The sequence below is a fragment of the Actinophytocola sp. NPDC049390 genome (assembly GCF_044466355.1).
In the GTDB taxonomy this organism is placed as follows: domain Bacteria; phylum Actinomycetota; class Actinomycetes; order Mycobacteriales; family Pseudonocardiaceae; genus Actinophytocola.
Window position 1 is genome coordinate 1 of record NZ_JBITMQ010000010.1, and the last position, 14143, is coordinate 14143.

Annotated in this window: 12 protein-coding genes; 3 read left to right on the forward strand and 9 right to left on the reverse strand. The window is 73.7% G+C overall.

The features are described 5' to 3' along the window. The first annotated feature begins 103 nt into the window (after positions 1-103). Positions 104-1564, forward strand: coding sequence for an FAD-dependent monooxygenase (locus ACIBVP_RS26195; RefSeq protein WP_396108981.1), 1461 nt, complete (start codon positions 104-106; stop codon positions 1562-1564). Positions 1565-1616: 52 nt separating this feature from the next. On the opposite strand, the gene ACIBVP_RS26200 is transcribed toward ACIBVP_RS26195, so the two are convergent. From ACIBVP_RS26200 to ACIBVP_RS26240, 9 genes are read right to left on the reverse strand one after another with little or no spacing between them, the layout of a single operon-like run. After that, entirely contained in the window at positions 1617-3128 is a 1512-nt protein-coding gene (locus tag ACIBVP_RS26200) for a class I adenylate-forming enzyme family protein (RefSeq protein WP_396108982.1), read from the reverse strand. Next, entirely contained in the window at positions 3125-4537 is a 1413-nt protein-coding gene (locus tag ACIBVP_RS26205; protein ID WP_396108983.1) for a CoA transferase, read from the reverse strand. The genes ACIBVP_RS26200 and ACIBVP_RS26205 overlap by 4 nt, the downstream gene beginning before the upstream one ends. Beyond that, entirely contained in the window at positions 4534-5316 is a 783-nt protein-coding gene (locus ACIBVP_RS26210; protein ID WP_396108984.1) for a class I SAM-dependent methyltransferase, read from the reverse strand. The genes ACIBVP_RS26205 and ACIBVP_RS26210 overlap by 4 nt, the downstream gene beginning before the upstream one ends. Continuing rightward, the gene (locus ACIBVP_RS26215; protein WP_396108985.1) at positions 5313-6908 is read right to left on the reverse strand and encodes a class I adenylate-forming enzyme family protein; all 1596 of its coding nucleotides are present in this window, start codon (positions 6906-6908) and stop codon (positions 5313-5315) included. The genes ACIBVP_RS26210 and ACIBVP_RS26215 overlap by 4 nt, the downstream gene beginning before the upstream one ends. Next, entirely contained in the window at positions 6905-8251 is a 1347-nt protein-coding gene (locus tag ACIBVP_RS26220) for a protoporphyrinogen/coproporphyrinogen oxidase (protein ID WP_396108986.1), read from the reverse strand. The genes ACIBVP_RS26215 and ACIBVP_RS26220 overlap by 4 nt, the downstream gene beginning before the upstream one ends. After that, positions 8251-9192, reverse strand: coding sequence for a UbiA family prenyltransferase (locus ACIBVP_RS26225; protein ID WP_396108987.1), 942 nt, complete (start codon positions 9190-9192; stop codon positions 8251-8253). Before ACIBVP_RS26225 ends, ACIBVP_RS26220 begins: the two co-directional genes overlap by 1 nt. Further along, positions 9189-9851, reverse strand: coding sequence for a class I SAM-dependent methyltransferase (locus ACIBVP_RS26230; RefSeq protein ID WP_396108988.1), 663 nt, complete (start codon positions 9849-9851; stop codon positions 9189-9191). The genes ACIBVP_RS26225 and ACIBVP_RS26230 overlap by 4 nt, the downstream gene beginning before the upstream one ends. Positions 9852-9865: 14 nt before the next feature. Then, positions 9866-10990, reverse strand: coding sequence for a DegT/DnrJ/EryC1/StrS family aminotransferase (locus ACIBVP_RS26235; protein ID WP_396108989.1), 1125 nt, complete (start codon positions 10988-10990; stop codon positions 9866-9868). Beyond that, complete coding sequence (locus ACIBVP_RS26240) at positions 10987-12135, reverse strand: DegT/DnrJ/EryC1/StrS family aminotransferase (protein WP_396108990.1); 1149 nt, start codon at positions 12133-12135, stop codon at positions 10987-10989. Before ACIBVP_RS26240 ends, ACIBVP_RS26235 begins: the two co-directional genes overlap by 4 nt. 196 nt (positions 12136-12331) lie before the next feature. On the opposite strand from ACIBVP_RS26240, the gene ACIBVP_RS26245 reads away from it, so the two are divergent. After that, positions 12332-13303 (forward strand): Gfo/Idh/MocA family protein, encoded by a 972-nt coding sequence (locus ACIBVP_RS26245; protein WP_396108991.1) that lies wholly within the window; start codon positions 12332-12334, stop codon positions 13301-13303. Next, entirely contained in the window at positions 13293-14141 is an 849-nt protein-coding gene (locus ACIBVP_RS26250; protein ID WP_396108992.1) for a sugar phosphate isomerase/epimerase family protein, read from the forward strand. Before ACIBVP_RS26245 ends, ACIBVP_RS26250 begins: the two co-directional genes overlap by 11 nt. Positions 14142-14143: the final 2 nt, after the last annotated feature.

A 14143-nucleotide genomic window follows, 5' to 3' on the forward strand; every position in this document is an offset into this window, starting at 1 on the left:
GTCAGGACTCAACGTCCAGGAACACCGAGTGCTCACCAACCGGGCGGCTACCGACCAAGAGTGTGCCGGACGGCTCACTCTCAGAACTGATTAGGCAACACCCATGAACTCTCCGCGTTCCGCCGCCGAGCCGTCGTACGACGTGATCATCGCCGGGTGCGGGCCGACCGGCGCGATGCTGGCCGCCGAGCTGCGGCTGCACGACGTGCGGGTACTCGTACTGGAGAAGGACACCGAGCCCGTGTCGTTCGTGCGGATCGTCGGGCTGCACATCCGCACCCTCGAACTGATGGCGATGCGCGGACTGCTGGATCGCCTGCACGAACACGGCAGGCGCCGCCCGGCAGCCGGGTTCTTCGCCGCCATCGCCAAACCCGCGCCCACGAACCTGGACTCCGCGCACGCCTACCTGCTGGGCATCCCGCAGCCGGTCATCGTCCGCCTGCTCGAAGAACACGCCACCCACCTGGGTGCGGAGGTCCGGCACGGTCGCACGGTGGCCGACGTCGAGCAGGACGACGAGGGTGTGACCGTCGTGCTGGCCGACGGCGAACGGCTGCGTTCGCGCTACCTCGTGGGCTGTGACGGCGCGCGCGGCACGGTGCGCAAACGGCTCGGCGTCGGCTTCGCAGGCGAACCCTCGCGGGCCGAGACGCTGATGGGCGAGATGGAGGTGGGTGCGCCGCTGGAGGAGATCGCCGCCGCCATCGCCGAGGTCCGCGAGACCCACCACCGGTTCTCGATCCGGCCCTTCGGCGGAGGGATCTACAGCGTGGTGGTGCCCACCGCGGGTGTGCGCGACCACGCGGAACCACCCACTCTGGAGGACTTCGCACGGCAGCTGCGTGCCATCGCCGGCACCGACTTCGGCGTGCACTCCCCACGCTGGTTGTCCCGCTTCGGGGACGCCACCCTGCTGGCCGACCGCTATCGGGTCGGCCGGGTGCTGCTGGCGGGCGACGCGGCACACATCCATCCGCCCATCGGCGGACAGGGTCTCAACCTGGGCGTCCAGGACGCGTTCAACCTCGGCTGGAAACTGGCCGCGCGGCTGCGCGGCTGGGCGCCGGACACCCTGCTGGACACCTACCAGGCCGAACGCCGCCCGGTCGCCGAGGACGTGCTGGACAACACGCGCGCCCAGACCGCGCTGCTGTCCACCGAACCGGGCGCGCGGGCCATGCGCGCGCTGCTCACCGAACTGATGGACTTCGACGATGTGAACCGGCACCTGATCGAGAAGATCACCGCGATCGGCATCCGGTACGACCTCGGCGCGGGCCCCGACCTGCTCGGCCGCCGCCTGCGCGACATCGACCTGGCGCAGGGCCGCCTGTACGACCGGCTGCGCCGGGGCCGCGGGCTGCTGCTGGACCGCACCGGAGGGCTGACCGTCGGCGGCTGGTCGGATCGGGTCGACCACCTCGCGGATCCCACCGCGGCACTGGAGGTTCCGTGCGTCCTGCTGCGTCCCGACGGCCACGTCGGCTGGATCGGCGACGACCAGCAGGACCTGGACGACCACCTCGCCCGCTGGTTCGGCACGCCGTCGGCGGTGGACTGAAGCCGCCATAGGCGGTTCCCCGTGACTTCCCCTTCGATGAGCCGACCGGGATCTACCATCCGGCTCCTGGCACACCGCCCAGCACGTCGAGCAGCGAGCGGTGACAGACCTTGCCCGTCGGGCCGAGCGGCAGCGCGTCGAGGAACAGGACGTGTTCCGGGTGTTTGTGGCGGTCGAGGCCCGCGCCGGCGAGGAACGTCAGCAGGCCGGCCGCGGTCAGGCCGGCGCCGGGGCGTGGCACCACGAACGCGCACACCCGTTCCCCGAGGTCCGGGTCCGGCGCGGCCAGGCACGCGCTGTCCACGACCGCGGGGTGGGCGCTCACGTGCTGTTCGACCTCGGCGAGGCTGATGTTGTGGCCGCCGCGGACGGCGATCCGGCGCAGCCTGCCCGTCACGTGCAGCCGGTGCCGCTCGTCGAGCCTGCCGCGGTCGCCGGTGCGCACCCAGCCGCCGATCAGCCGGTACCGCTCGTCGAGTTCCGGTGCGTTCACGTAGCACAGCGGGGTCATCGGGCCGCGTGCCAGGATCTCGCCGTCCGCGACACGGATCTCGGTCACCGCCGGGTCCGGCCTGCCCACTCCCCCGGCCGTGTCCCGGGTGTGGCAGTTCACCCCGTCCGAGGAGCCGTACACGTTCACCACCGGGCACCGGAATCGCTCGCGGCACGCCGTCGCCGTCGCCGGGGGCAGGTCCGCGCCGCTCGCGACGACCGCCGCCAGGCCACTCACGTCCACTGTGGACGGGTGCTCGGTCATGCGGCGCAACATGGTCGGCACACCGAACACGTGCGTCGGCCGGTGGTCGGCGATCATGCGCAGCGCGGCGGCCGGGTCGAATTCGGCGGCCAGCAGCAGGGTGCCACCGAACCGGGCGAGCGTGACCGGTGTGCCGAACGAACCGAACGCCGACGCGAGCGGCACCAGCACGAGGTCCCGCATGTCCGCGCCGCGGTGCACGGCACGCACGTAGTTCCCTCGGCCACCGGCCATCGCGTTGTGCGAGTAGGCCACCATCTTCGGTTCCGTCTCCGACCCGGACGACACCAGGATCCGGGCCGGGGCCTCCGGGTCGACGGGCGCGGGCCGCCACGCCGGGTCACCCGCCAGCGCCGAGGGCGACCGGCACACGACGACGTCAGGGAGCCCGGGCGGCGTCGCGGTGATCACGACCCGCGCCCGCGACCGGCCGAGCAGGGCGCGGGCGTCCCGCGGGCCACGGCCCACCGGGTACGGCAGGGCGACCGCGCCGAGCGCCGCCACGGCCAGCTCCGCGATCACCGCGTCCCGCCCGTTGGGCAGCTGGATGCCGATGATGTCCCGGTGTCCGAGGCCGAGCCCGGCGAGCCCGGCGGCGGCCCGGCGCACCGAGGCGTCCAGCGCGGCGTAGGTGAGCGAGCCGTCGTCGTCGATCACCGCGACCCGCTCGGGGTGGGCGCGCACGCGGTCGGTGAACAGCGAGTGGATGTCGCGGTCCGGGCAGTGCCCTTCGGCCACCCACCGGCGGCGCAGCCGGGTGGGCACGAGGTCACGCAGCACCACGCCGTCGCGGGACACCCAGATCATGTGAACTCCCATGGCGCACGGACGAAACAGCACCCGTCCCACTCCACCGCACGGGCGAACCGGGGGTCGCGGGCGAGCGCGGCGAGGTCGGTGCACACGTCGACCGCGGGCGCCACCCGGGCCACCGGTCGCGCGTGCCTGCCGGTCATGGCGGCCGACAGCAGCGACGAGTCGACCCGCTGCCCGCACCCCGTCCTGGCCCGCGCGGTCAGGCCGGCGAGCACACCCGTCGCCGACACGACACCGCCGAGCACGTCCGTCAGCGTCATCAGCGACGGCCCGCGGGCCGCCATCCCGCTGTAGGCCTGGACGACGTAGTCGGTGCCGACCGGTGGCCGTGGGCCGAGCCGGTCGCCCCAGCCGGACGCCTGCGCGTACACGAGCCCCGGCCGCACCCGCGCCAGGTCGTCGGCGGCCAGCGCCAGCGCCTCCGCCTTGCCCGGCGCCCAGTTGTGCAGGAACACGTCCGCGGCGGCCACCAGCTCACACACCGACTCCCGGCCGCGCACGCTGGTGATGTCCGCCTCGACGACCCGCTTGCCCCGGTTGAGCGCGAGGAACCGGGCCGAGCAGCCCCGCGACGTCGGCGGTACCCACCGCAGTGGGTCGCCGTCCGGCGGTTCGACCCGGATCACGGTCGCGCCCAGCAACCGCAACAGGTGCCCGGCGAGCGGTCCCTGCACCCGCCGGCACGACTCGACGACCACCAGCCCGTCCAGCGGCGCCCCGGCACCGCTACCCAGGCCGGGCTGGGCGGCGGGCGCGGCCAGCGGTGTGACGTGCCACGGCGGCGGGACCGGCGTCGCCCACGTCGCGCTCACCGCCATGACGCTGACATCCGCGGCCTCGGCGTGGGCGACCAGGTCGCCGAACCCCCACCGGCGGGTCGCCTCGTGCAGGTCGACCGGCAGCGGGCACGTCGCCGTGGCGAACCGGTGCTGGAACGGCCGCCAACCCCGCCGCACGGCCGTGTCCGGCGCTCCGAGGCGGGACCAGAACCGTTGCCACGGCTCGGCGTGGAGTGTCTCGATCTCGAACCGGACGCCGTCCGCCGACGTGAACGGCGGCCCGCCGGGCCCACCGAATACGTCGCCGTCCTCTGTTGTAGCGGCCGCGACGTACTGCGACACGGACAGCAGCGCGGCCTGCGCGACCGAGGTGGACACCCGGCCGATCGGCACACCGCGCATCCGGCCCAGCCGTGCGGCGAGCCCGCCCTGCACGGCGAGCAACCCGGCGGTGAGTGACGCGTAGTCGAACGCGAGCGGCGCCGGTGTGCCGCGTCGACGGCCGTTGACGTGCATGATCCCGCACGCGGCCTGCACGTCCAGCTCGTCGTGCAAGGGGAGGTCGACCGGCCCTGCCCAGCTCACCGCACAGTCCACCGCGGCGTCGAGCGTGGCGGTCACGGACGCCGCCCCTGCACGGAGTAGAGGACGCTCGACGACGCGCGGAAGTCCGGGTGTGCCAACAGCGCGCGGACCCTGGTCAGGTCGCGGGCGGTCATGCCCGCCGCCAACAGCTCGGCCCGCAGCTGGTGGGTCGTGTGCGCGAGCAGCGCGAGCCCGGGAGCTCCCGGCCGCCACAGCGTCACGACCGGGACCGCGTCGACCGCCACCAGCCCCGCGGCCGACATGGCCTCGGCCACCCGCCGGCCGTAGGTGCCCTCCACCCCGGCGGCCGCCATGACGGCGTCCCGTGCGCGCAGGAACCGTTGGTACAGCAGCCGTCCGCTCGCGGACGGCGCCACCAGGCACGGCTGGCAGCCGGTGTCGAACTCGTCGATCTGCAGCAGGCCGCCGGGTTTGAGCGCACGCACCAGCCGGCCGAGCACGTCGTCGCGCGCCGGGAGGTGCCGGAGCACCAGGCGCGCGACGATGAGGTCGAAAGCGTTGTCCGGCAAGGGGTCCCGGGTGATGTCGTGCGGCAGCGGGGTCACGCCGCGGGCGGCGGCGGGCCGGGTCAGGTCGGTCGCGAGGACGGACCCGGCCGGCCCGACCCGGTCCGCGAGCCACGCGGCAACGGTGCCGCCACCGGTGCCCACGTCGAGACAGTGCCAGCCCGCGCCGACGCCGGTGCGGATCAGGCGGGTGCGGGTCACCTCGTCGTAGGCGTCCGCGAGGAGGCGTTGCTGGGTCCGGACCGCGTCGCCCGCCGTGCCGAAGACGTACTCGGCGGTGGTGCTCACGTCCAGCGCCCCGTGCCGTGGATGTCGGTGCCGCCGAGCAGCCGGTCGTGCAGCGCGAGCCTGCGGACCTTGCCGGTGGCGGTGCGGGGCACGTCGTCCCACGCCATCAGCACCGGGTCGGCCAGCGGCGGCAGGTCGGTGACGGCCGCCCGCCACCTCGTGTCGTCGAGTGTGCCGCTCGCGGTGACCAGCACCGGCAGCGGCGGTCTGCCGACCGAGCCGAGCACGACGCACTCCACGACGTCGGGCAGCCGGTCCTCCAGCACGTCCTCGACCTCCACACAGGACAGTCCGGGCACGACGTCGACCTCGCGGTCGAGCAGCCGCACCCGGCCCGTCCGGTCGATGGACCCGACGTCGCCGGTGTTCCACCAGCCGTCCCGGTCCTTGGCGGCCCACCGGTCCTGCTCGCCGACGTACCCGGGGCAGCGTGCGCTCGTGCGGGCCAGGAGCAGGCCGGTTTCGCCGCGTGGCACGGGAACGAGCGTGTCCGGGTCGACCACCCGCAGCCCGGTGCGACCGGGGACGGGACGCCCGAGGTCGCGGGTGGTCGGATGCCGCTCCCCCGCCCGCGCGACCGACCGGCGGGTGAGGAACCGGAACGTGAGCGGGCCCGTCTCGGTCTGCCCCCAACCCTGCAGCCACAGCGGGAACCGCCGTGCCGACGCGTCGAGGAACGCCCGCACGGCAGGCGGGTGCACGGCGTCGTAGGTGCTCATGAACAGCCGGACGTCGCGGAACGGGTTGCCCTCCGACGAGGTCAGCGGCTGCCAGCGGACGAACACGGCCGGCACGGCCTCCAGCAGCGTCGGCGGGTGGGCGTGCAGGAACGGCGCCGCCCGGTGCGGGGCGAAGTCGGTCACGACACCGATCTCACGCGGCGCGAGGCACAGCACGCTCGCCGTCCAGCAGAACGTGCGCCCGTGCACGAACGACGCGGCGTTGACGACGGTGTCGTCGCGGCGGGTGGCGAGCAGCGGCCAGCGCACGGCCTCGAACCGGGCGAGCCGGTTGACGATGGTCTCGGTGGAGTGGACCACCAGCTTGGGCACGCCGGTGGTGCCGGACGTGTGGGTGACCACGAGCGGGTCGTCCACGCCGCGGCGGTGCGCGGGCGGTGCGTCGTGCCCACGGAGGTCGCAGACGGCCACGGCACCCGCCACCGGTTCGTCGAGGCTGACCGTGCGGCGGGCCGCACCGGCCAGGTCGGCGCCCGCGTCCTGCCCGGCACGCAGCACCCGGGCGCACGTCACGAGCACCGCCGGGTCCAGCCGCTTGAGCATGGTCTGCAGTGTCGCCGCGGGCAGGGTGGCGGCGACCAGCGCGGGCAGCGCCCCGATCCGCACGGCCGCGCAGGCGAGGAGAACGCAGTCCCAGTGGTTGTCCTTGACGATGGCCACCCGGTCACCCGGCCGGGCACCGGCGGCGGTGAGCCAGCCCGCGGCCTCGGCGACCAGCCCGGCGAGGCGCGGGACGTCGTAGTGGACGCCACCGTCCGGTGCGATGTCGAACGGGCGGTCGAGGTGGACGGTGGTGCGTGTCCCGATCTCGGCGCACTGGTCGAACAGCAGCCCGACGTCGGTCGGTTTCATACCGGTTCCTTCCGGGTGGCACACAGGTGGGTGACGCGGGCGGCGGTCGTCGCGGCGGCCCGGATGGCGCCCTCGCTGCTGGGGCGCGCCATGATCCAGTCGCCCGCGTAGTCCACCGGCCTGGACGCGCGGGCGAGGAACCCGCGCCGCGACCGCAGCGCCGCCGGTGTCGCCTCCGGCAGGCCGTGGGGGAAGCGGTGCACGAAGTTCGCGACCGTGGCCGCGGCCAGCCCGGGCACGAACGGCTCGGCGTCGGCGGTCATGGCGCGGACCACCTCGTCGTCGGGGGCGGTCAGCAGGTCCGGCATCGCGGACGGCGCGGCCAGCAGCGTGAGCAGTCCCCGGCCGGGCGGCACCCGCGCCGGGTTCTTCACGTGGTCGACGATGATCCCGGACAGCACGCCGTCCCGGCCTCGTTCGCGTGCGGGCACCAGCAGCGCGTAGACGGGGCGGGCCGACGGTGGCGACAGCGGCCGGTCGAGCAGGCAGCTCACCTTGAGCATCGGGGTGAACGTGCTGGCGGACAGGAACTCCCGCTCGTCGGCCGGTGCGTTCGCGTACAGGCGGGCGGCCACGGGCGCGGGCACGCACAGCACGGCGGCGCGGGCGGTCAGCGTGCCCTCCCCCGTGTGCACGAGCGCGCTGTCGGTGCCTGCGACCACCTCGTCGACCGGGACGCCCGTGCGCACGTCGACGCGTTCGGCGAGGCGGCGGGCGAGGGTGTCCATGCCGTCGGCGTAGGTGCGCCAGGTCGACGCGGGGCCCGCGGCCCGCATCAGGCTGACGAACGGCGCCGCCGCAGAGCGTGCCGGGTCCCACCCGAAGAAACCCGACACGACCGGCTCCAGCAGGAAGTCGCCGACGTCGGGGTGGTGGTGGGCGGCGAGGTCGGCGACGGTGCCCATGCCGAGCGGCGTGTCCTCCGGGCGGTCCGGGTCGAACGCCCGGGCACGCCGTGCGATCCGGGCCTGCAGCCGCAGCAGGTCGAGACGGCCGCGCACGGACAGGCCCGCGCCGGTGAGGAGCCCCAGCGGGTGCGCGAGCCCCGGGTGGGCCCGCCCGTCCCGCCAGACCGCGAGCATCCCGCGCACCGTCGGCACGTCGGCGAGCGGCACGTCCAGCTCGCGCAGCAACCGCCACGTGTGCTCGTAGCCGTACGTCGGCACCTGCTCCGCGCCCGTGTCCACTGTGTACCCGTCGTGGCGGAAGCACGCCATGCGGCCGCCGACGTGGTCGTTCGCCTCCAGCACCCGCACGGCGAGACCGGTGCCTGCCAGGCGGTGGGCGAGCGACAGCCCGGCCGGGCCCGCCCCCACCACCACGACGTCGAGATCCGGTGACATCAGGCGCCTCCCACCAGGTTCACGACGACGAGCGTGAGCACGGTGACGCGGTGGATGACGATGCCGAGCCTGCGGGCACGCAGGATCTCGTGGCGACCGAAACCGAGCCGGTACTGGTTGGCACGCAACAGGATCGTCGGCAGCAGGGCCAGCGGGAACCACCACGGACCGCCGACGAACGGCGCGCACAGGACCAGCGCGGTCTCGGCGACCGACACGGCGGCGACGAACACCGCGTTGCCGCGCCGCGACACCAGCGCGGCCACGGTCGGCCGCCCGACCGAACGGTCCCCGGCGATGTCGTTGGTGTTGGAGTACACCCCGAACAGCAGCGGCCCCAGCCCGAAGATCAGCGCCTGGACGAGCACGTACCCGGACGCGTCACCGGCGACGAGCCCGTACGGCGCGAGCACGAGCGCCCAGCCGAGCGCCGCGATGTACAGCTCCTGGCAGCCGCGGTAGCTCAGCGCCAGCCCCCAGGAGTACTGCGGGTACAGCACGAGCGTCACCGCGGTGACCACCAGCGCCCACGTCGGCGGGTCGGCGGCGGCCGTCACCGCGACCGTCCACAGCAGAGTGCCCGCGAGGAAGGTCAGCACCGCGAACCGCACGACCTGCGGCTCGGTCAGGGTTCCGGCGAGCAGCGGCTTGCGGCGCAACCGGCGTGCGGGCGCGTCCGGCCCGTAGTTGCGCAGGTCGCTGCCGTCGCGGTACCCGGTGCGGTCGTCCAGCGCGACGAGGCACGCCATCAGCAGCACCTCACCGGCGAGGAACAGGGCAAGGACGCCGAGGTTCCGCTCGTCCAGCCGTGCCGAGGGCGCCAGCATGGTCCACACCAGCAGGGCACTGAGGTAGTAGTCGAAGACGTCCAGTTTGGCCAGACGTGCGTAGGCCTGCCAGGTGCCCGCCTGCCGCGCCTGGCCGCGCACCGCCGTGGTCACGGCTGGTCCAGCGCGATCAACGCGGAGAACGACACGTCGCCGCCGTAACACAGTTCGCCGCGTTCGACCAGCCGCGCGCCGGGCAGCGCGTCGAGATAGTCGGCCAGCGAACGCAGCCGCGAGTAGCGGCCGACCGGGACGGCGGCGTCGGTGTACTCGACGAGGACCAGGTGCGCGGCGGAACGGGCGATGCCACGGCAGGCGGCGGCGAACTCGGCGTCGTCGAGGACGTGCATGAGCACCCACACGCACACCGCGACGTCCACTCTGGACTCGGGGATCGCCAGCCGCTGGGCGGTGCGGCGCTGGAACTCGACGTTGCCGAGCCCGGCGCACGCGACCCGCGCACGCGCGAGCATCTCCTCGGTCATGTCCACGGCCAGCACCCGTTCGGCGGTCGCGGCGATGGTCGGGGTGAGCCTGCCGATGCCGCACCCGATCTCCAGAGCCGATCGCAACGGCCTGCCGAGCAGGACCGACAGCCGGTCGAGGTGGCCGGCGACCTGCCCGCGGGTGGCCGCGGTGACCGCGGGTGCCAGCTCGGCGGGCTGGGAGGCGCGCATCACGGGCCCGAGGCCGGTGCGGCGGGCCCGCCTGCGCCACTCCTCCTCGATCTCCGCGATGGTCGGCGGTTCGGTGCGCTGTCGTAGCGGGTGCACGGGACTCCTTTGGCTCAGCGGGTGAAGCCGACGACGGCGTCGGCGATGTGTTCGACCTCGGCGTCGGTCAGGTGCGGGTAGACCGGGATGGCGAGCGTGTGCGCACTGGCGTGCTCGGCGTGCGGCCAGGTGCGGCCGGGTGGTGCGTAGGGGGCGAACGCGGGCTGGCGCGGCAGCGGCGCCGGGTAGTAGACGTGCGCGCCGATCCCGTGTTCTGCGAGGTGTGCCCGCAGGTCGTCGCGGCGTTCGGCCAGCAGCGAGTAGACGTAGTGGCAACGTCCGTCGCGGCGGGCCGGTGGCGGCCGGACGCCGCGGTCGGTGAGCGGGGCGAAGCGTTCGGTGTAGTACGCGGCGATCCGCGCGCGGCGGGCGAGCCGTTCGGGGAACGTGCGCAGCCGGTGCAACTGGAACGCCGCCTGCAGTTCGTCGAACCGGCTGTTGTAACCCACGCGGTGGTGCACGAAGCGGTGGCGGCCGTCCTGGCCGTGGTTGCGCAGCATGCGCGCGGTCGCGGCGAGGTCGGCGTCCCTGGTGACGACCACCCCGCCCTCCCCCGGCATGCCGAACGTCTTCACCTGGACGAAGGAGAACACCCCGGCCTCTCCCCACAGCCCGGCGGGCACGCCGTCGAGCACGCCGCCCTGGGCCACCGCGGAGTCCTCCACGAGCCGCACCCCGGTGGTGTGCGCGAGCGCGCGGAGGCGGGGCATGTCGGCCATGACGGAGAACATGTGCGCGGCGACGACCGCGTGCGTCCGGCCGGTGATCGAGCGCTCGACGTCGTCCGGGTCGACGACCATCGTGTGCGGGTCGATGTCGGCGAACACCGGGGTGGCGCCGAGGTTGACCACGGTCGCGGCGAGCGGCGCGCACCCGAACGCGGGCACCACGACCTCGGCCCCGGGCGTGACGTCGATGGCGTGCAGCACCATGCCGAGCGCGGACGTGCCGCTCCCGCACGCCACGACGTGCACCGACCCGTCACCCAGCGACGCGGCGAGCGCCTCCTCGAAGCGGGCGGTGCGTTCGCCGAGCACGAACCGTTGTGCGGGGTCGAGGCCGACCTCGCGAATGAGGTCTAGCAGCACGTCCCGCTCGCCGTCGAACAGGTCGGGCGGGAAGAACGGCAGCACCATCATGCGTGCCGTCCCGTGTAGAACCGGGCGATGGCGTCGCACACCTCGTCGACACCGTCGAGGTCGAGGTCCGGGTAGAGCGGCAGTGCGAGGGTGTGCCCGCACGCCCGCTCCGCGACCGGGCACGAACCCGGCCGGTACCCCAGGTCCGCGAAACACGGCTGCAGGTGCAGCGGCACCGGATAATAGGTTTCCGTTCCGATATCACGCGCCGCCAGATACCGTGCCAATTCGTCACGGCGGGATACCTCGATCACGTACACGTACCACACGTCCGAAGTAGGCACCGACCGCGACACCACGGTCGGTAGCCGAAGTACACCCGGAATATCGGCGAGTCGCGTGGAATACGCCTCCGCCAGCAGAGCACGTTTCTTGATGTCCACGTCCAGCCGGGCGAGCTTGGCGAGCAGAACCGCGGCCTGGATATCGTCCATCTTGCTGTTCATCCCGGCCACCTCGGTGGCGTGGGAAATGCCGGGGAAGTTGTCCAGTGTGCGGCCGAACCGGCCGTGGTGGCGCAGGGCGGCGGCTGTCTGGCCGACCTGGGGATCGTCGGTCAGCACGGCACCCGCGTCGCCGATCGCGCCGAGCGTCTTGGTCGGGAAGAACGACAGCACCCCGGCCCGGCCGAGCAGCCCGGCGTGGGTCCCGTCCCAGCGCATGCCGATCGCCTCCGCGCTGTCCTCGACGACGGTCAGGTCGTGCTCGGCGGCTACGGCCAGCACCCCGGACAGGTCCGCGAGCTGCGAGAACAGGTGCACCGGCAGGACGTGCGTGGTCGCGGGGGTGACCGCGTCGGCGACGGCACCCGGGGCGATGCCGTAACTGTCCGGCTCGACGTCGGCGAAGACCGGCGTGCCACCGGCCAGCACGACCGACGACGCCGACGCGATGAAACTGAACGCCGGGACGACCACCTCGTCACCGGGCCGCAGCCCCGTGGCGCGCAGTGCGATCACCAGCGCGTCGGTGCCGCTGTTGACGCCGACCACGTGCCGGGCGCCGGTGTAGGCGGCGAGCGCGGACTCCAACTCGGCGACCGCATTGCCGTGCGAGTATTTTCCGCGCCGAATGATGTCGTCGACGCGGCGTTCGATGTCGGGCCAGAGATCGGCGAAGCTGGTCGATTGGGAAAAGAACGGCACTGCCAACGCACACCTCCCGCGAACTCGGCAGCCCCCCGACCATAAGCGCGAACCACCGTCTTCTCGACCGGTCCGGTCGCGATTCCGCGATGTTCACCCAATTCGGCAACGCCGCCGACCGTGAACTTGACACGCCGCACCCGGGCGGGAAATGTCGGGGCGGGGAATTCCTCCTGTGCGGGCGAATCGGAGGCGCATGCGGTCGCTCATCATCGGTCTCGGCAGGTCCGGAGCCGGGCTGCACCTGCCCGCGCTGCTGCGGCTGCGGTGCGGCGGCTCGCCGGTCGTCGGCGTCGACCCGGCCGGTGTGCCGGACGTGCCGGGCCTGGTGGCCGCCCGTTCCGTCGCGCACGCCGCGCGCCTGCTCGACACCGGCGACACCGTGGTGCACGTATGCACGCCGCCGACCACGCGGGTGCCCGTGCTCGCCGAGCTCGCCGCGCACGGTTTCCGCGACGTCCTCGTGGAGAAGCCACTCGCCGCCGGTGACGAGGAGCTGCCCGAGCTGCTGCGGCACCGGTCGCGGATGCTCGTGGTCGCGCCGTGGCTCGCCAGCGAGCTGACCCGCGCGCTCGTCCGGCTGACCCGCGCGGGCACGCTCGGCGAGCTGCGCACGATCTCGGTGGCGCAGCACAAACCCCGGTTCCACCGGTCGACGAACACGCGGGGTCATCCGACCGCGTTCGACGTCGAGCTGCCACACGCGATCGGGGTCGCGCTCCGCCTCGCGGGCCCTGCCGAGGTCACCGCCGCGAGCTGCACGGACCTGCGGCTCGGCGACCTGCGGGTGCCCTGGCTGGGCCGGGCGAGCCTGCGGCTGGCACACGCGAGCGGCGTGCACAGCCGGTTCACCTCCGACCTCACCGCACCGGTGCGGGCCCGGCGGATCACGATGCGCTTCACGCACGGCACGGTCACCGGCCACTACCCCGTCAGCGCCGAAGACGACATGGCGCAGCTGGTGGTCAGGACCGGGAACGAGCGACGGCACACCGCCTTCCGGGACGACGCGCTCGGCGCGTTCCTGCTCGACGCCTACCGCCGCTTCGAGCGGCCCGGCGATCCCGGCGCGGACGACCTCGACGTGGCGGTGCACGTGGTCCGCCTGCTCACCACGGCCAAGGAGCTGTGCGGCGCTACCGAAGGGAGACAACGCGATGCCGGCTGAGCCGGTCATCCTCGCGGGCGTCGGGGACGAGGCGGCGCCGGACCTGGCGGGGCAGCTCGCCGCCGTCGCCCGCGCGGGACTCGACGCGATCGAGCTGCGAACCGTCGACGGTGTCGCACTGTCCGATCTGGACGATCACGCGTTCGCCGACGTGGTCGACGCGCTCGAGTGGTCCGACACACGGGTCGTGTGCGTCGACTCGCGGATCGGCAACTGGGCGCGGCCGGTGACCGGGCCGTTCGAGCTCGACCTCGACGAGCTGGCCGTCCTCGCCCGGCGCTGCGCCGTGCTCGGCTGCCGGTACGTCCGCGTCATGTCCTACCCCGGCGGCGGACTGTCCGAACGCGACTGGCGAGCACGGGTGGTGGCGCGGCTGCGGGTCCTCGCCGACCGGGCGGAACAGGCCGGGCTCGTGTTGCTGCACGAGAACTGCGCGGGCTGGGCCGGGGAGTCGGCGCGACGGACGCTCGACCTCCTCGCCGCGGTCGACAGCCCGGCGCTCGGCGTGCTGTTCGACACCGGCAACGGCGTCGCCCACGGCTACGCGGCCCACGACATGCTGTCCGCGCTCGTCGACCACGTCGCACACGTGCACGTCAAGGACGCGGTCGCCGGACCCAGGTACACGCTGCCCGGCCAGGGCTGGGCGCGGGTCGCCGACTGCCTGCGCCTGCTGCTGGACAACGGGTACCGCGGCGCGTTCTCGCTCGAACCGCACCTCGGCGTGCTACCGCACGAGGGCATGACGTACACGCCCGACGCCGCCGCACGGTTCGTCGAGGCCGGTACCGCGCTCCGGCGGCTCGTGCACGAGACCCTGGTGGCCGTGTCGCGGTGACC